The organism is Streptomyces sp. V3I7, assembly GCF_030817495.1.
In the GTDB taxonomy this organism is placed as follows: Bacteria; Actinomycetota; Actinomycetes; order Streptomycetales; family Streptomycetaceae; genus Streptomyces.
In genome coordinates, this window is the sequence record NZ_JAUSZK010000001.1 from 3,630,277 (window position 1) to 3,647,409 (window position 17,133).

Here is a 17,133-nt window from a genome sequence, read left to right on the forward strand (position 1 = left end):
GACATGACAGCGGGGGCCGGCTCGCGAGAAGCCGACCCCCGAGGTCGTACGGCCGAAGCCGGTGTCAGCGCGAGCGCTTGGCCAGCCGCTCGACGTCCAGCAGGATGACCGCCCGCGCCTCCAGGCGCAGCCAGCCGCGCTGGGCGAAGTCGGCGAGGGCCTTGTTCACGGTCTCGCGGGACGCGCCGACCAGCTGGGCCAGCTCCTCCTGCGTCAGGTCGTGGACGACGTGGATGCCCTCCTCGGACTGCACGCCGAACCGGCGCGACAGGTCCAGCAGGGCGCGCGCCACGCGGCCGGGTACGTCGGAGAAGACCAGGTCGGACATGGCGTCGTTGGTCTTGCGCAGGCGGCGGGCGACGGCGCGCAGCAGAGCGCCGGCCACCTCGGGCCGTACGTTCAGCCAGGGCTGGAGGTCGCCGTGGCCGAGGCCCAGCAGCTTGACCTCGGTCAGCGCGGTCGCGGTCGCCGTGCGCGGGCCCGGGTCGAAGAGCGACAGCTCGCCGATGAGCTCGCTGGGGCCGACGACGGCGAGCATGTTCTCGCGGCCGTCGGGGGAGGTGCGGTGGAGCTTGACCTTGCCCTCGGTGACCACGTAGAGCCGGTCGCCCGGGTCGCCCTCGTGGAAGAGGGAGTCGCCGCGGGCGAGCGTCACCTCACTCATGGAGGCGCGCAGCTCCGCGGCCTGCTCGTCGTCGAGAGCCGCGAAGAGCGGGTTGCGCCGCAGAACGTCGTCCACGAGTTCTCTCCTTGTAGACCTGCTCAGGGGATCTGGGTCCCCCACGTGCCAGGGGATCGTGTTCCCCATTTTGCCGGACGGTCCAAACAGTGTGATCTGTCACAAGGATGCCGCACAGGTGTCCCAAGGTAAGCGGCAGGGGTCCAATTGGGCGCCGATCTTCGAGGTCCACGGCGGATGTCCGTGCCGGGCTTTAGGCTGGCCGGGTGTCCAAATCGCCGGTAGAGCACAGGCCAAGGGGGCTGGACGGGTGGTTGTACGCCGAGATTCCGCTGTGGGCGAACAGAGCTCCGGCAACGCGAAGAAAGCGGCGAAAGCTGTGAAAAAGGGTGCCCCCTCGAAGGCTGCTCCGGCCACCGGATCCACCCGCGCGAAGGCCGCCGGCAAGGCTGCCTCCAGGACAGCTTCGCAGGTCGTCCGCGAAGCCGCCGCGAAACCTCCCCGGAACGAGTCGCGCACCGCCCTCGTCCGCCGGGCCCGCCGCATCAACCGCGAGCTCGCCGAGGTGTACCCCTACGCCCACCCCGAGCTGGACTTCGACAACCCCTTCCAGCTCCTGGTCGCCACGGTGCTGTCCGCCCAGACCACCGACCTGAGGGTCAATCAGACGACCCCGGCGCTCTTCGCGAAGTACCCGACCCCCGAGGACCTGGCCGCGGCCAACCCCGAGGAGGTCGAGGAGATCCTCCGCCCGTGCGGCTTCTTCCGCGCCAAGACCAGGTCGGTCATAGGGCTGTCCAAGGCCCTGGTCGAGGAGTTCGGCGGCGAGGTCCCCGGCCGGCTGGAGGACCTCGTCAAGCTGCCCGGCGTCGGCCGCAAGACCGCCTTCGTCGTCCTCGGCAACGCCTTCGGACGACCCGGGATCACCGTGGACACCCACTTCCAGCGGCTCGTACGGCGCTGGCAGTGGACCGACGCGACCGACCCCGACAAGATCGAGGCGGCCGTCGGCTCGCTCTTCCCCAAGAGCGACTGGACGGACCTCTCGCACCACGTGATCTGGCACGGGCGCCGGATCTGCCACGCCCGCAAGCCCGCCTGCGGCGCCTGCCCCATCGCCCCGCTCTGCCCGGCGTACGGCGAGGGCGAGACCGACCCGGAGAAGGCCAGGAAGCTGCTCAAGTACGAGAAGGGCGGCTTCCCGGGCCAGCGCCTGAAGCCCCCGCAGTCCTACCTCGACGCGGGCGGGAAGCCCGCGCCTCCCCTGGGGGCCGCGTGACGCGCCCGTCAACGCCGGTTGACCCCTCGGAACGATCTCGCGGCCGCGGGCCGTTGGACCCGTCGAGTCACGCTTCCCAGGCGGCCGAGCGCCGCGCCCGGGAAGCGGCAGAGAGCCGTGCGTCGGACACGGCAGAACGGGGGTGGGCATGACGCACACGAGCGACACCCAGGACGAGCCTGTGGTGCTGAGCAAGGAGGGCCTGCCCGGCTGGCTCGACCCGGTCGTGCACGCCGTGGAGACGGTCGAGCCGCTCCAGCTCAGCCGCTTCCTGCCGCCCGAGAACGGCGCCGGACGGCAGTCCGCCGTGCTGATCCTCTTCGGCGAGGGCGAGCGCGGCCCCGAACTGCTCCTCATGGAGCGCGCCGGCTCGCTGCGCTCCCACGCCGGCCAGCCCTCCTTCCCCGGCGGCGCCCTCGACCCCGAGGACGGCGACCCGGCGGCCGACGGCCCGCTGCGGGCCGCCCTGCGCGAGGCCGAGGAGGAGACCGGCCTCGACCCCTCCGGCGTCCAGCTCTTCGGCGTGCTGCCCAAGCTGTACATCCCGGTCAGCGAGTTCGTCGTCACGCCCGTGCTCGGCTGGTGGCGCAAGCCGAGCCCCGTCGGTGTCGTCGACCCGGGCGAGACCGCCCGCGTCTTCACGGTCCCCGTGGCGGATCTCACGGACCCCGCCAACCGGGCCACCACCGTCCACCCCAGCGGCCACAGAGGCCCGGCATTCCTGGTCGAATCAGCCCTCGTATGGGGCTTCACCGCGGGAATCATCGACCGCCTGCTGCACTACGCGGGCTGGGAACTGCCCTGGGACCGCGACAAGCAGGTCCCACTCGACTGGCGGTCATGACAGGGTGGCGTCCGTGAATGTGCTGGACATCCTGCTGCTCGCCGCCGCCGTGTGGTTCGCGATCGTCGGCTACCGCCAGGGCTTCGTCGTCGGCATCCTGTCGGTGATCGGCTTCCTGGGCGGCGGACTCGTCGCCATCTACGCGCTGCCCGTCATCTGGGACTGGCTGACCGGCAACGCGGAGGTCAGCACCACCGCCGCCGTCGTCGCCGTGATCGTCGTCATCGTCTGCGCCTCCGTCGGCCAGGCCCTGACCACACACCTCGGCAACAAGCTGCGCCGCTACATCACCTGGTCACCGGCCCGCGCTCTCGACGCGACCGGCGGCGCCCTCGTCAACGTCGTCGCCATGCTCCTGGTCGCCTGGCTGATCGGCTCGGCCCTGGCCGGGACGACCCTGCCGACCCTCGGCAAGGAGGTCCGCAGCTCCAAGGTCCTCCTCGGCGTCTCCCAGGCCATGCCCACGCAGGCCGACACCTGGTTCGCGGACTTCTCCACCGTCCTCGCCCAGAACGGCTTCCCGCAGGTCTTCAGCCCCTTCGCCAACGAGCCGATCACCGACGTCCGCCCGCCGGACCCGGCCCTCGCGGGCAGCCCCGTCGCGCGGCACGCCCAGAAGTCCATCGTCAAGGTCATGGGCACCGCCCAGAGCTGCGGCAAGGTCCTGGAGGGCAGCGGCTTCGTCTTCGCCGACCGCCGCGTCATGACCAACGCGCACGTCGTCGGCGGCGTCGACGAACCCACCGTGCAGATAGGCGGCGAGGGCCGCAAGTACGACGCCAAGGTCGTCCTCTACGACTGGCGGCGCGACATCGCCGTCCTCGACGTACCGGACCTCGAGGCGCGCCCCCTGCGCTTCTCGACGACCGACGCGGCGAGCGGCAACGGCGCGATCGTCGCGGGCTTCCCCGAGAACGGGTCGTACGACGTCCGTGCCGCGCGCGTGCGCGGCCGCATCACCGCCAACGGCCCGGACATCTACCACCGCGGCACCGTCCGCCGCGACGTCTACTCGCTGTACGCGACCGTCCGCCAGGGCAACTCCGGCGGTCCGCTGCTCACGCCCGCAGGCCAGGTCTACGGCGTGGTCTTCGCGAAGTCCCTGGACGACGCCGACACCGGCTACGCGCTCACGGCGGACGAGATCCAGCAGGACATCACCACGGGACGCACGGCCAACCAGCAGGTGGGCACGGACAGCTGCGCCCTGTAGGCCGGAAGGGGGTGCGGGGCTCAGCCCCGCGGATGCCGGATGCGCACCGAGACCCAGCGGGCCCGGCGGCGCAGAATGAGCGAGATCCCCACCCGCAGGCCGCCGTCCGGCATCTGCGGGGTCCCTCGCTGGTGAGAGCTCAGGCCGGCGGCCGAGCGGCGGTTGCGGGGTGCGTCACTGTAGTCGTGCGTCCAGCCCATACCCCGACGTCTGCCCGTGCCCCAAGGTCGATAACCGCGCCCGAGCCCCTCAATTGGCCTATGCGCCGGGCATGTGGCCGTTCGTCGGACAGGTGTTCCGATCCGGATTCCGGGCGCTCCGGCTCGGTCACCGATCGGGTTCGGGGTCTTTCAGCCAGTTGATCAGTTCGGTGGAGAAAGCGACCGGGTCCTCCTCATGCGGGAAGTGCCCCAGCCCGTCGAACAGCCGCCAGCGGTACGGCGCCTCGACGTACTCGCCCGAGCCGGCCGCGCTGCGCGTCCGCATCACCGGGTCCAGCGAGCCGTGCAGATGCAGCGTCGGCACCCGCACCGGCCGCTTCATCCGGCGGCTGAACAGGAAGCCGTCCGGCCGCGCCAGCGACCGCACCATCCAGCGGTACGGCTCGATCGAGCAGTGCGCGGTCGACGGAATGCACATCGCCCGCTGGTACGTCTCGATCGCCTCGTCCTCCAGCGGCCGCGGGCCCGACCACTCCCGGATCAGCCGGCCCACCAGCGCGCCGTCGTCCGCGGTGAGCTGCCGCTCCGGGATCCAGGGCCGCTGGAACCCCCAGATGTAGGAGCTCGCGGCCGTCTGCCGGGCGTCCCGCAGCATCGCCGCACGCCAGCGCCGGGGGTGCGGCATCGAGACCACCGCGAGCCGCCGTACGAGCTTCGGGCGCATCGTGGCGGCCGTCCACGCCAGATAGCCGCCCAGGTCGTGCCCCACCAGCGCGGCGTCCGGCTCACCGAGGGAGCGGATGACGCCGGTGACGTCGAGGGCGAGGTTGGCCGGGTCGTAGCCGCGCGGCGTACGGTCGCTGCCGCCCACGCCCCGCAGGTCCATCGCCACCGCCCGGAACCCCGCGTCCGCCAGCGCCGCCAGCTGGTGGCGCCAGGTCCACCAGAACTGCGGGAAGCCGTGCAGCAGCATGACCAGTGGGCCGTCGCCCACCTCGGCGATGTGGAAGCGGGCACCGTTGGCGGCGACGTCCCGGTGCGTTACCTCGATTCCTCCGGGGACGACGAGGCGTTCGACCGAAGGAGTGGCGGGATCCGTCATGACGATGAGCGTGCCACATCCTCGGCGGGCTCGAGGGCACGGTGCTCGGCGACGCCCTGGCGGGGGTGCGGCTTGGCCTTCTGCAGCACGTTCGCGCTCTCCTTCACGGACGCCGCGACCTTCTGCGGGGCCCGGCTCTTCTTGGCCTTCTTCGCGAAGGCCAGTCCGATCAGCGCGAGGAGCGCGGCGAGCAGCACGTTCGCCGCGAACGACAGCAGGAAGCAGAGCGCCATGTTCCAGTGGCTCCAGGTCCTGATGCCGTACGCCAGCGCGAAGTTGAGCATCGGCAGGGAGAACACCAGGATCACGAGGGCCGCCATGAACGCGCCGCCGCTCGTCGCGCCGCGCTTGACGTCCTGCTTGAGCTGGAGCTTGGCCAGCGCGATCTCGTCGTGCACCAGCGCCGACATCTCGGTCGTCGCCGAGGCGAACAGCTGTCCGATGCTGTGTTCGGCGCCAACCGGGCTGCCCTGGGGTGCGCTCATCGCGGTCTCCCTCTTCCTCTGCGTGCCGTCTCGTTTTGTACCGTCTCGTCAGATCATGCCGGACGGTCGCCTTCCTCGCCTGCCCTGCCCGGCCCTTGGGCACGCACGTGGCGCGCCGCGGCGGCCGTGTCCGCGACGGTTTTCCGTTCGTCCGCGGCTTCTTCGGGGGCGGACTCGCGGCGTGCGGCGGTCATCTCGGCGGCGATCCTCCGGTGTTCGGCGGCCTTGCTGTCGTGGATCCGCGCCATGCGCAGGTGGTACGCCGGATCGTCCTGCTCGTAGACGTCCGGGATGCCGTCGAGGTCGTCGTCCCGTTCCTCGTCCGCGCACAGGCGGCGGTACTTGGTGTCGCGGATCTTCAGCAGCACCGTCGCACAGACGGCCGCGATGAGCGAGCCGGTCAGCACGGCCGCCTTGACCTCGTCCGTCAGCACCGCGTCGCCCTCGAAGGCGAGTTCGCCGATGAGCAGGGAGACGGTGAAGCCGACACCGCCGAGTACGGCGACCGCGGCGACGTCCGCCCAGGCCAGTTCGTCGCTGAGCGAGGCCCGGGTGAAGCGGACGGTCAGCCAGGTCCCGCCGAAGATGCCGACCGTCTTGCCGACGACCAGCCCCAGCACCACGCCCAGCGTCTCCGGCTTGGCGAACACGTCCGCGAGTGACCCGCCCGACACCGACACACCCGCGCTGAACAGCGCGAACAGCGGTACGGCGAGCCCCGCCGACAGCGGGCGCACCAGGTGCTCGACGCGCTCGCCCGGCGAGCGCTCTTCGCCCGTGCGGGTGGTGCAGCGCAGCATCAGGCCCATGGCCACGCCCGCGATCGTCGCGTGGACGCCGCTGTTGTACATCAGCGCCCAGACGACGAGCGCGAGCGGGACGTACACGTACCAGCCGCGCACGCCCTTGCGCAGCAGCAGCCAGAAGACGGCGAGGGCGAGGACGGCGCCGCCGAGCGCGGCGAAGTCGATGCGGTCCGTGAAGAACACGGCGATGATCAGGATCGCGAACAGGTCGTCGACGACGGCGAGGGTCAGCAGGAAGGCGCGCAGGGCGCTCGGCAGCGACGTACCGATGACCGCGAGCACGGCCAGGGCGAAGGCGATGTCGGTGGCGGTCGGCACCGCCCAGCCGCGCGCCGAGCCGCCGCCGGCGACGGCGGTGAGGGTGCAGACGAGCGCCGGTACGGCCATCCCGCACAGCGCCGCGACGACGGGCAGCACGGCGGCCCTGGGGTCGCGCAGATCACCGGCGACGAGCTCGCGCTTGAGCTCGATCCCGGCGACGAAGAAGAACACCGCCAGCAGCCCGTCGGCGGCCCAGTGCGCGACGGACAGGTCCAGGCCGAGGGCCGCGGGGCCGAAGCGGAAGTGGCTGACGCTCTCGTAGGCGCCGTGCAGCGCGGGGATGTTCGCCCAGACCAGGGCGGCGATCGCGGCTATCAGCAGCAGTACACCGCCCACCGTCTCCGCGCGCAGCGCGTCCGCGAGGAAGGTGCGTTCGGGGAGCGACAGCCGCCCGAAGAACGTGCGGACGGGGGCGGTGGAACGGGGCCGGGTCACGGGGGACACCTCCGGTCGATGGGCAGGCGGAACACATGCCGACCAGACTTCCCGGCGCACCTATGGATCTCGTGGATCTCGGCGTCGCAAGACGCTTTGTTTATTTTACCTAAGCAGACGGAAGGGGCACCTCCGCGCTCGTGGAGATGCCCCTCCCGTCCGTGCGGGTCCGGGGTGCTCAGTCCTCGCTCGGCGCCGCGGGGAGCTTGGCCTGGATGAACTCCATGACCGTGGAGTCGGTCAGCGTCGTGACGTCCCCGAGCTGCCTGTTCTCGGCCACGTCGCGCAGCAGACGGCGCATGATCTTGCCGGAGCGGGTCTTCGGCAGCTCCGCCACCGGCAGGATCCGCTTCGGCTTGGCGATCGGCCCGAGCGTCGCGCCGACGTGGTCACGCAGATCGCCGACGAGGTTCTCGCCCTCGGACGCCGAGCCCCGCAGGATCACGAAGGCGACGATGGCCTGCCCGGTCGTCTCGTCCACCGCGCCCACGACGGCCGCCTCCGCCACCGACGGATGCGACACCAGCGCCGACTCCACCTCGGTCGTCGAGATGTTGTGCCCTGACACCAGCATCACGTCATCGACGCGGCCGAGCAGCCAGATGTCCCCGTCCTCGTCCTTCTTCGCCCCGTCACCGGCGAAGTACCGGCCCTCGAACCGCGACCAGTACGTGTCGAGGAACCGCTGGTCGTCGCCCCAGATGGTGCGCAGCATCGACGGCCACGGCTCGGTCAGGACCAGGTAGCCACCGCCGCCGTTCGGCACCTCGTGCCCCTCGTCGTCGACGACGGTCGCCGCGATGCCGGGCAGCGGACGCTGGGCCGAACCCGGCTTGGTCTCGGTCACGCCGGGCAGCGGCGAGATCATGATCGCGCCGGTCTCGGTCTGCCACCAGGTGTCCACGACCGGGGTGCTGTCGGCGCCGATGTGCTTGCGGTACCAGATCCACGCCTCGGGGTTGATGGGCTCACCCACCGACCCCAGCAGACGCAGGCTGCTGAGATCGAACTTCGCGGGGATGTCGTCGCCCCACTTCATGAACGTACGGATGGCGGTCGGCGCCGTGTACAGGATCGTCACCCCGTACTTCTGCACGATCTCCCAGAAGCGGCCCTGGTGCGGAGTGTCCGGCGTGCCCTCGTACATGACCTGGGTGGCGCCGTTCGCCAGCGGCCCGTAGACGATGTACGAGTGCCCGGTCACCCAGCCGACGTCCGCCGTGCACCAGAACACGTCCGACTCCGGCTTGAGGTCGAAGACGGCGTGGTGGGTGTAGGACGTCTGCGTGAGGTAGCCGCCGGAGGTGTGCAGGATGCCCTTGGGCTTCCCCGTCGTACCGGACGTGTAGAGGATGAACAGCGGGTGCTCCGCCTCGAACGCCTCCGGCGTGTGCTCCGCCGGCTGCCGCCCGACGATCTCGTCCCACCACACGTCGCGCTCGTCGTTCCAGGCCACGTCCTGGCCGGTGCGCCGCACGACGAGCACGTGCTCCACGTTGTCCACGCGCGTGACCGCGTCGTCCACGGCCGGCTTCAGCGCGGACGGCTTGCCGCGCCGGTAGCCGCCGTCGGCCGTGATGACGACCTTGGCGTCGGCGTCCTGGATACGCGTCGCGAGCGCGTCCGCCGAGAAGCCGCCGAAGACCACCGAGTGCGGGGCGCCGATCCGGGCGCAGGCGAGCATCGCGATCGCCGTCTCGGGGATCATCGGCATGTAGATCGCGACCCGGTCTCCGGCCTGAACTCCCAGCTCCTGCAGGGCGTTCGCGGCCTTGGAGACCTCGTCCTTCAGCTCGGCGTAGGTGATCGCACGGCTGTCGCCGGGCTCGCCCTCGAAGTGAATGGCGACCCGGTCGCCGTTCCCGGCCTCCACGTGCCGGTCCACGCAGTTGTACGCGACGTTGAGCCGGCCGTCCTTGAACCACTTCGCGAACGGCGGGTTCGACCAGTCCAGCGTCTCGGTCGGCTCCACGGCCCAGGCCAGTCGCCCGGCCTGCTCGGCCCAGAAGCCGAGCCTGTCAGCCTTGGCCTGCTCATACGCCTCCGCCGTGACGTTGGCGTCCGTGGCCAGCTCGGCGGGTGGCGCGAACCTGCGCTCTTCCTTCAGCAGGTTGGCCAGGCTTTCGTTGCTCACGACATCTCCCTTTCGAAGGGTGTCCGTTGTGTCCCAGGCCACAGCTCATCAGACCAGGAGCCTGATGACAAGGGTCGACCGAAATTGGTGTAGACCTTTGGTTGCCCCTTCCCCTCACGCCGGGCTCGCGACCTCCTCCACGCCCGTCACCTGCTCGAACACCCCATCCTCCGCAGCCCCGCCGAGCAGATACGCCTGCGCCTCGCCCACATGGAAGTACATCCCGTGCAGCTTCAGCTCACCCCTCGCCAGCGCGCGCGCCACCGAGCCATGGGTGCGCAGATGCTCCAACTGCTGGACGACGTTGGTCAGGCAGAGCCGCTCCGCCGCGTCCGTGGCGGGCCGCCCGGCCAGCCGCACCGAGCGCCGGCCGGCGTCCGTCATCCGGTTCAGGCTCGGCTGTCCGTGCCGCAACCACCGCGTCAGTGGCGTCGCCGCGCCCCCGGGCCCGGAGTCGAGCAGCGCCTGCATCGCCCCGCACCCGGAGTGCCCGCACACCGTGATGGACCGCACCTTCAGTACGTCCACCGCGTACTCGATCGCGGCCGCGACCGAGTCGTCGCTCTCCTCGCCCGGCAGTGGCACCAGGTTGCCGACGTTGCGCACCACGAACAGGTCGCCCGGACCACTGGAGGTGATCATCGAGGTGACCAGCCGCGAGTCGGCGCAGGCGAGGAACAGCTGGGACGGCTGCTGCCCCTCCCGCGCCAACCGCGCCAGCTCCCCGCGCACCAGCGGAGCCGTGTTCCGCTGGAACGCGCTGATGCCGTGGGCCAGTTCATAGCGGCCGGAGCCGTCGGCGGAGTTGGTGTCCGATGTTGGTCTGACCTGTGAATCTGTACCGGATGACGCCGAGCGCGAAGGTGACTGGACGTCACCGGCGTCGCGAGTAACGGCCGATCGACTGATCCGCTCACCGCCGGACGGCGCCTCGCACTGATGGTTGCGCCACGGTGTCCACGGACGGCAGCGGCACTCCGTGGAAGCCGTCAGCTCAGCGAGGTCGTGACCGGTGCGGTGGCCGGTCAGTTCGACGGTGCCTCCCTGCGCGGTGTGCGCGTTCTGCCAGTCCTGCAGTGACTCGTACGCCGCGTGGTCCATGAACGACCCGTCCAACTCCACGACGACGTGGGCGCCTTGGGGTACGAGATGCAGGGTCCGGCTGAGCCGGGGCACCGCGAGGAATGTCAGCTGTCCTTGTACCTGTACGTGATGCGTTCCTCCCTCCGTTGCGTGCGTGATCCGGGTGCGGGTGAGGCGGTGCAGGGCGAGGGCGACGGCCATGGCGACCCCGAGCGCCACGCCCTCCAGGACGCCCAGGACCACCACGCCGAGTGCGGTGGCGGCGTACACCAGCAGTTCTCTGTGGCGGGTCACCGTGCGGATGTGGTGCAGGGACACCATCTGGATGCCGACGGCCATCACCAGAGCGGCGAGTGAGGCGAGCGGGATCAGGTCCAGGATCGGAGCCATCAGCAGCGCGGCGACTACTACGAGAACGCCGTGCAGCATCGTGGAGTTCCGGCTCATGGCACCGGATCGCACATTTGCCGCGCTGCGGACCGCGACGCCGGTGACGGGCAGGCCGCCGAGCGCTCCGGACACGATGTTGGCGGCGCCCTGACCTCGGAGTTCGCGGTCCAGATCGGCTCGCGGCACGCGTGGCCCGCCGCGGGCGGTGGCCAGTTTGTCGACGGCCACGGCGGACAGGAGGGACTCGACACTGGCGACCAGGGTGATGGTGAGCACGGCCCCCGCGATGCCCGGCACCGGACCCTCGGGGAGCTGCGGAAGTGCGTGGTGGGACCAGGAGGGCAGGTCGACACGGGCCACGTGCAGTCCGCTCAGCGCGGCCAGTGCCGTGGCGGCCATGACCGCGACCAGCGGTGCCGGAACCTTCCGCACCGCCCGCCCCACGCGCCCCGGAACGCGGGGCCACGCGAGCAGCACCGCCAGGGTCAGGAGGCTGACCGACACGGCGCCCGGGTGCAGGCGGACCAACTGACCCGGTAGTGCGAGGACGTTGGCGATGACGGAGCTCTGCGGCGTGCCGCCCAGGACGACGTGCAGCTGGGCGACGGCGATGGTGACACCGATGCCGGCGAGCATCCCGTGCACGATGGCGGGGCTGACGGCGAGCGCGGAGCGGGCCACGCGCAGGCAGCCCAGCCCCAGTTGCGCGAGCCCGGCGAGCACCGTGATGCCGCAGGTCGTACGCCACCCGTATCGCTGGATCAGATCGGCGGTGACGACCGTGAGTCCGGCGGCTGGGCCGCTGACCTGGAGGGGAGCACCGCCGAGCCGTCCCGCGACGATCCCGCCGACGGCCGCGGCCACCAGGCCGGCCTGGAGGGGAGCGCCGGTGGCGAGGGCGATACCGAGGGACAGGGGCAGGGCGATCAGGAAGACCGCGACCGACGCGGAGACGTCGGCGCCCGCGACACGGAAGCGGCGGGGCGGCGTCGGGGGCGGGCTGTCCGGTGGGTGGGGGCGCTTCGTCCGGGCCGGGACGGCGGTGGGGAGACCGGCGGCTCGGGCGAGGACGGCGAGGCTTCGGAGCCGGATAGGAACGCAGGCTGACATGGTTTCCCGTCTCTCCTCCGGGGCGGCGCGGTCGGTGGGTGCCGTCGCCGACGGCGCGGGGCGCGGCCGTGAGTTACGGCGGGCAGTGGCGGGACAAGATCAACGCTCAGTAAACGAATCGTAATCCAGAGTAAAAGTCGCGCATGGGTTTTCGGGGCAAATGGGGCACCTATTGCTCCGTCGGGGTGATGTGGGCATTTCATCGGCTTGTCGTACTAACTCCTTCTCGGTCCCGTGCGACCTTGGCGGCGCTGTCGGCAGAACCCGACAGAACACCAGAAAACGCCCTGTCAGCGTTCGCCTGAGAGAAGGAAGAAGGTGGGCGGAACATGGCCGCCACCCCAAGGATCGCCGCGGGTGCCATGGTCGCCGCGGCCTGTGCCGCGTCGCTCGCCGGTTGCGCGACCGGCTCAAGTGGTTCGAAGGAAGGGGCACCCGGAGCGGAGAAGGGAGCGCCGGCGCCCAACAGCGTGGTCCGCCTGATCGGCGACGGATCCACCGCGTACACCGGGGCTCAGCCGCACCTCCCCCGTCCTGAGCGCCTCAAGCCCGGTCAGAAGCCCCCGCAGTTCGTCGTGTTCTCCTGGGACGGCGCGGGCGAGGACAGCCAGAAGCTGTTCTCCCATTTCCGCAAGGTCGCCAAGGCCAACAACGCGACCATGACGTACTTCCTCAGCGGCGTGTACATGCTGCCCGAGGACAAGCGGGACCTGTACCAGCCGCCTCAGCACACGCCGGGCCGTTCCGAGATCGGCTTCAACGACAAGAAGGGCATCGAGGACACCGTCAAGCAGCTGCGGCTCGCCTGGCTCGAAGGCAACGAGATCGGCACCCACTTCAACGGCCATTTCTGCGGCCCCGAGGGCGGAGTCGGGCAGTGGTCGGTGGAGGACTGGAAGAACGAGATCTCCCAGGCCAAGCAGTTCGTGAAGACCTGGAAGACCAACACCGGCCTGTCGAAGGACTCTTCGCTCCCCTTCGACTACGACAAGGAGCTGATCGGCGGCCGCACCCCCTGCCTGGAGGGGCAGAAGAACTTCGTGAAGGCGGCGAGCCAGCTCGGCTTCCGCTACGACACCAGTGGCGTCAACAACCAGGTCTGGCCCAAGAAGAAGGAGGGGCTGTGGGACCTGTCGATGCAGCTCGTCCCCTTCCCCGGGCACACCTACGAACAGCTGACCATGGACTACAACTTCATGGTCAACCAGTCCGGCACCTCGACCCAGGGTGACCCCGACATGTACGGCCGCTGGGGCGACCAGATGCGCGACGGCCTGCTCAAGGGCTTCTCCCGGGCGTACGACGGCAACCGCGCACCCCTGGTCATCGGCAACCACTTCGAGTCCTGGAACGGCGGCACCTACATGCGTGCCCTCGACGAGGTCATCGGGCAGGTGTGCAACAAGCCCGAGGTGCGTTGCGTGTCCTTCCGGCAGCTGGCCGACTGGCTGGACGCCCAGGACCCGCAGACCCTGGAGAAGCTGCGCACCCTGGAGGTCGGCGAGGCACCCAAGAAGGGGTGGGCGTCCTTCCTGTCGGCGCGCCCCGCCCCCGCCCCGAAGGGCGTTCCCGGGGCGCCGGCGGCCAAGCGGTAGCCCTCAGGCGAGGGCGGTGACGTCCTCGCCGAGCACATAGCCGGGGTCGACCTGCGCCGCCAGGTCGGCCCCAGTGCGCTCGTTGCCCCAGGCCTCGGCGTTCTTCAGGTGGAACTGCACCATCTGGCGCGTGTAGCGCTCGTGATCGCGCAGCTCGTACGTCGCGTCGGCGGCTTCCTGAAGAGCGTGCAGGGCAAGGCGGTTGGCGTCCTCCAGGAGGTCGAACCGGGGCGGCCGGCCCTTCTCCATGGCGCGCACCCAGTCCGAGTGCCCGACCGTCACGAGCAGGTCGTCCCCGACCTCCGCGCGGAGGAAGTCGACGTCGTCCTGCCCCTGCACCTTGTTGCCGACGACCTTCAGGGTGACGCCGAAGTCGCGGGCGTACTCCTTGTACTGGCGATAGACGGAGACCCCCTTCCGGGTCGGCTCGGCGACGAGGAACGTGATGTCGAAGCGGGTGAACATGCCGGACGCGAACGAGTCCGAGCCCGCCGTCATGTCGACCACCACGTACTCGTCGCGGCCGTCGACCAGGTGGTTGAGGAACAGCTCCACCGCTCCCGTCTTGGAGTGGTAGCAGGCGACCCCCAGGTCGGCGTCGGTGAAGGGCCCGGTGACCATCAAACGGACGGCGCCGCCGTCGAGTTCCACGGGACGCGCGCAGGCGTCGTACACCGGATTGGGCTCGGTCACGCTCACCAGCCGCGAACCCCGGCCGGGCGGGGTCGTCTTGATCATCATCGCGGCGGAGGCGATGCGCGGGTTGGCGCCGCGCAGATAGTCCTTGATCAGCGACAGCTGCGCGCCCATGGCGGGCAGTGCGGCCGCCTCCGGCTCGTCGAGGCCGAGCGCGGCCCCCAGGTGCTGGTTGATGTCGGCGTCGACGGCGACGACGGGCGCGCCGGCGGCCGCGAGCTGACGGATGAAGAGGGAGGAGAGCGTGGTCTTGCCGCTGCCGCCCTTCCCGACGAACGCAATTTTCATGTTCACGAAGGGTAGTCACTCGCTCTCCGTGTGTGGTGGCAGGAAGTGAAGAAGACCACTCCTTCGAGGGGTGGGGGCAGTCGGTAGGGTCGTACTCATGAGTACGACAGGCGCGACCGCCGATCCGCTCGCGGCCCTGGGCTCGCTGCCTGGTGTGGCCGAGTCCGTGGAGTCCGTGCGCAAGTCCGTGGACCGGGTCTACGGGCACCGGGTCATGCGGCGCCGCAGCAACGAGATCACCTCCGAGGCCGCGCTGCGCGGCGCCCGCGGTTCCGCGGCGCTCTCCGGTGCGGACTGGGCTCTGGAGGAGGTGCGCCGGCGCAGTGACTTCGGTGTCGACGGCGAGGCGCGCGTCATGGGAGCGGCCCTGCGGCTGACCGCCGAGGCGGGCCAGCTGCTGTCCATCTGGCGTCAGTCGCCCCTGCGGGTGCTGGCCCGGCTGCACATGGTGGCCGCCGCGAGCGACGGGGACGAGGTCGGCCGGCCCCGGCACGCCGGCGAGGTCGTCGACGAGCCGCTGATCGAGCGGCCGCTGCCGGACGCGGACGAGGTCGCCGGCCGGCTCGAAGGTCTGTCGCGGCTGATCATCGCGGGGAGTGCGGCGCCCGCCCTGGTGACCGCGGCCGTCGTGCACGGCGAGCTGCTCGCACTGCGCCCCTTCGCCTCCCACAACGGCCTGGTCGCACGCGCGGCCGAGCGGATCGTCCTGATCGGCAGCGGCCTCGACCCGAAGTCGGTCTGCCCGGCCGAGGTCGGCCACGCCGAACTGGGCCGCGCCGCCTACCTCGCGGCCTTCGACGGCTATCTGTCCGGCACCCCGCAGGGCATGGCGGCCTGGATCGCCCACTGCGGCAGGGCGGTCGAGCTGGGGGCGCGCGAGTCGACGGCGGTGTGCGAGGCGCTCCAGCGCGGCGCCGCCTAGGGTCTGTCGTTTGGATCAGGCCGGCTGTGAGGTGCGGTACTTCTCGACCGACCCGAGCGGGGTCTGGTGCGTGCAGCTGCAAGGCGGAGGAGGGCGTCAACGCGATGGGGGTCCCCCCGCGCGAGCGGAGCCGAGCGTGGGGGAGTTGGCAACCGACGACAACGCGGCAGATGTGCGTGCCAGACCCCGCGACGCCGGGATGATCCAAACGACAGGCCCTAGCAGCGAAAAGGCCCCCAGAAGGGGGCCCTGTGAAGGGTTGCGGCGGTACGAGTCCTCGTACCGCCGCTGGCATGGTCACCGAGGTACCAAGCGTCCTCGAGAAGATCCATCAGGTCGGAGACTTTGTCCGTCACCTGGTGGGCTGGCCCGTAATCGACGGGTCGACGTCGCGTGGGTTCCCGATTCACATGCTCGGTCCGTGGGCCAAATGCGTTGATAAAGGTGATCCTCTCGGATGTCCTTTGGTCTCGCGGGCCGTTGAGTCCTTTGTACTGCACCCTCGGGGTGAACGGTAGTCCTGGCCGTAGATCTTTACTTTTAGGTTCAAACAGAAGCAAAAGGGGCGCCCCCGTGCCGGGCGGTACGGCGGGGGCGAAAGGCCGCTTCAGGCCAACGAGTTGCGGCGCCGGTTCGTGTACCAGACCAGGCCCGCGGTGGCCGCGGCCGCTCCTATAGCCGCCGCCGCGACCAGGACCGGACGCGGCGGTGCCGAGAGGGCGGGCAGTCGCTGCTTGAGCCGCACCGGGCGGTTGAAGTCCAGGACCGGCCACCCGCGCGCGAGTGCCTCGCGGCGCAGCGCGCGGTCCGGGTTCACGGCGTGCGGGTTCCCGACGGTCCGGAGCATCGGCAGGTCCGTCACCGAGTCGCTGTAGGCGTAGCAGCGGTCGAGGTCGTACCCCTCGGACTCGGCCAGCTCCTTGACCGCCTCGGCCTTGGTCGGGCCGTACGCGTAGTACTCCACCTCACCGGTGAAGCAGCCGTCGTCGCCCACGACCATGCGGGTCGCCACGACGCGGTCGGCGCCGAGCAGCTTGCCGATCGGCTCGACCACCTCGGCGCCCGACGTGGACACGATCACCACGTCGCGGCCGGCCGTGTGGTGCTGCTCGATGAGGGAGGCGGCCTCGTCGTAAATGATCGGATCGATCAGGTCGTGCAAGGTCTCGGCCACGATTTCTTTCACCTGCTGGACGTTCCAGCCACGGCACAGCGCGGACAGGTACTCGCGCGTGCGCTCCATCTGGTCATGGTCCATACCGCCGACCAGGAAGACGAACTGGGCATATGCGGTCCGCAAGGCGGCCCTGCGGTTGATCAGCCCGCCTTGGTAGAACGACTTGCTGAAGGTGAGCGTGCTCGACTTCGCAATGACCGTCTTGTCCAGGTCGAAGAAGGCTGCCGTGCGGGGCAAGGAGTGGTTTTCCACGCCCCGAGCATAGGCGCCCTCCATTCGGCGTAAGGTGGGGCGCGTGGGTTTGCCTGAGAGGGCTCTCGGGTACACCATGGAAGTCACGGATCGTTCGCGACCGTGCTAACCCGGTCCGACTCCTCCCCCCCGAGTCGGCCGTGGGGACGACCCCCGCTCTC

At 70.4% G+C, this 17,133-nt stretch carries 14 protein-coding genes; 5 read left to right on the top strand and 9 right to left on the bottom strand.

The features are described from left to right. Positions 1–64 precede the first annotated feature (64 nt). Positions 65–739 (bottom strand): Crp/Fnr family transcriptional regulator, encoded by a 675-nt coding sequence (locus tag QFZ74_RS16950; RefSeq protein WP_094218401.1) that lies wholly within the window; start codon positions 737–739, stop codon positions 65–67. Between the two features lie 274 nt (positions 740–1,013). Between QFZ74_RS16950 and nth the strand changes: the two genes are divergently transcribed. The 3 genes from nth to QFZ74_RS16965 all read left to right on the top strand — a co-directional run bounded on the left by nth (position 1,014) and on the right by QFZ74_RS16965 (position 4,015). Further along, the gene (gene nth, locus QFZ74_RS16955) at positions 1,014–1,958 is read left to right on the top strand and encodes an endonuclease III (RefSeq protein WP_373462398.1); all 945 of its coding nucleotides are present in this window, start codon (positions 1,014–1,016) and stop codon (positions 1,956–1,958) included. Between the two features lie 148 nt (positions 1,959–2,106). Beyond that, complete coding sequence (locus QFZ74_RS16960) at positions 2,107–2,802, top strand: CoA pyrophosphatase (RefSeq protein ID WP_307621654.1); 696 nt, start codon at positions 2,107–2,109, stop codon at positions 2,800–2,802. 13 nt (positions 2,803–2,815) lie between these two features. Beyond that, positions 2,816–4,015 (top strand): MarP family serine protease, encoded by a 1,200-nt coding sequence (locus tag QFZ74_RS16965; protein WP_307621655.1) that lies wholly within the window; start codon positions 2,816–2,818, stop codon positions 4,013–4,015. A 20-nt stretch (positions 4,016–4,035) separates the two neighbouring features. On the opposite strand, the gene QFZ74_RS16970 is transcribed toward QFZ74_RS16965, so the two are convergent. The 6 genes from QFZ74_RS16970 to QFZ74_RS16995 form a co-directional block, all read right to left on the bottom strand. Then, positions 4,036–4,215, bottom strand: coding sequence for a hypothetical protein (locus tag QFZ74_RS16970; protein WP_307621656.1), 180 nt, complete (start codon positions 4,213–4,215; stop codon positions 4,036–4,038). Between the two features lie 127 nt (positions 4,216–4,342). Beyond that, positions 4,343–5,278 carry an alpha/beta fold hydrolase gene (locus QFZ74_RS16975; protein WP_307621657.1) on the bottom strand — a complete coding sequence of 312 codons (936 nt, stop codon included), beginning with the start codon at positions 5,276–5,278 and terminating at the stop codon, positions 4,343–4,345. Continuing rightward, complete coding sequence (locus QFZ74_RS16980; protein ID WP_307621658.1) at positions 5,275–5,763, bottom strand: phage holin family protein; 489 nt, start codon at positions 5,761–5,763, stop codon at positions 5,275–5,277. Before QFZ74_RS16980 ends, QFZ74_RS16975 begins: the two co-directional genes overlap by 4 nt. Before the next feature lie 53 nt (positions 5,764–5,816). Then, positions 5,817–7,325 (bottom strand): Na+/H+ antiporter NhaA, encoded by a 1,509-nt coding sequence (nhaA, locus tag QFZ74_RS16985; protein WP_307621659.1) that lies wholly within the window; start codon positions 7,323–7,325, stop codon positions 5,817–5,819. A gap of 178 nt (positions 7,326–7,503) precedes the next feature. Further along, on the bottom strand, positions 7,504–9,459 hold the full coding sequence (gene acs, locus QFZ74_RS16990) for an acetate--CoA ligase (RefSeq protein ID WP_307621660.1): 1,956 nt from the start codon (positions 9,457–9,459) through the stop codon (positions 7,504–7,506). A 114-nt stretch (positions 9,460–9,573) separates the two neighbouring features. Beyond that, complete coding sequence (locus tag QFZ74_RS16995; RefSeq protein ID WP_307621661.1) at positions 9,574–12,042, bottom strand: SulP family inorganic anion transporter; 2,469 nt, start codon at positions 12,040–12,042, stop codon at positions 9,574–9,576. 329 nt (positions 12,043–12,371) lie between these two features. On the opposite strand from QFZ74_RS16995, the gene QFZ74_RS17000 reads away from it, so the two are divergent. Then, positions 12,372–13,637: a hypothetical protein gene (locus QFZ74_RS17000; protein ID WP_307621662.1), complete on the top strand. Its 1,266-nt coding sequence runs from the start codon at positions 12,372–12,374 to the stop codon at positions 13,635–13,637. Between the two features lie 3 nt (positions 13,638–13,640). On the opposite strand, the gene QFZ74_RS17005 is transcribed toward QFZ74_RS17000, so the two are convergent. Beyond that, positions 13,641–14,621, bottom strand: a complete 981-nt coding sequence (locus tag QFZ74_RS17005) for an ATP-binding protein (RefSeq protein WP_307621663.1) — start codon at positions 14,619–14,621, stop codon at positions 13,641–13,643. A 97-nt stretch (positions 14,622–14,718) separates the two neighbouring features. Between QFZ74_RS17005 and QFZ74_RS17010 the strand changes: the two genes are divergently transcribed. Further along, positions 14,719–15,543 (top strand): oxidoreductase, encoded by an 825-nt coding sequence (locus QFZ74_RS17010; RefSeq protein WP_307621664.1) that lies wholly within the window; start codon positions 14,719–14,721, stop codon positions 15,541–15,543. A 607-nt stretch (positions 15,544–16,150) separates the two neighbouring features. Here the strand turns inward: QFZ74_RS17010 and QFZ74_RS17015 are convergent. Further along, positions 16,151–16,996, bottom strand: a complete 846-nt coding sequence (locus tag QFZ74_RS17015; RefSeq protein ID WP_307621665.1) for an HAD family phosphatase — start codon at positions 16,994–16,996, stop codon at positions 16,151–16,153. Positions 16,997–17,133: the final 137 nt, after the last annotated feature.

Bases quoted from the DNA above. Each gene is read 5' to 3' on its own strand.
- QFZ74_RS16960 (WP_307621654.1), top strand. From the start codon at position 2,107: ATGACGCACACGAGCGACACCCAGGACGAGCCTGTGGTGCTGAGCAAG.
- QFZ74_RS16970 (WP_307621656.1), bottom strand. From the start codon at position 4,215: ATGGGCTGGACGCACGACTACAGTGACGCACCCCGCAACCGCCGCTCG.
- QFZ74_RS16975 (WP_307621657.1), bottom strand. From the start codon at position 5,278: ATGACGGATCCCGCCACTCCTTCGGTCGAACGCCTCGTCGTCCCCGGA.
- QFZ74_RS16980 (WP_307621658.1), bottom strand. From the start codon at position 5,763: ATGAGCGCACCCCAGGGCAGCCCGGTTGGCGCCGAACACAGCATCGGA.
- QFZ74_RS16995 (WP_307621661.1), bottom strand. From the start codon at position 12,042: ATGTCAGCCTGCGTTCCTATCCGGCTCCGAAGCCTCGCCGTCCTCGCC.
- QFZ74_RS17000 (WP_307621662.1), top strand. From the start codon at position 12,372: ATGGCCGCCACCCCAAGGATCGCCGCGGGTGCCATGGTCGCCGCGGCC.
- QFZ74_RS17005 (WP_307621663.1), bottom strand. From the start codon at position 14,621: ATGAAAATTGCGTTCGTCGGGAAGGGCGGCAGCGGCAAGACCACGCTC.
- QFZ74_RS17010 (WP_307621664.1), top strand. From the start codon at position 14,719: ATGAGTACGACAGGCGCGACCGCCGATCCGCTCGCGGCCCTGGGCTCG.
- QFZ74_RS17015 (WP_307621665.1), bottom strand. From the start codon at position 16,996: ATGGAGGGCGCCTATGCTCGGGGCGTGGAAAACCACTCCTTGCCCCGC.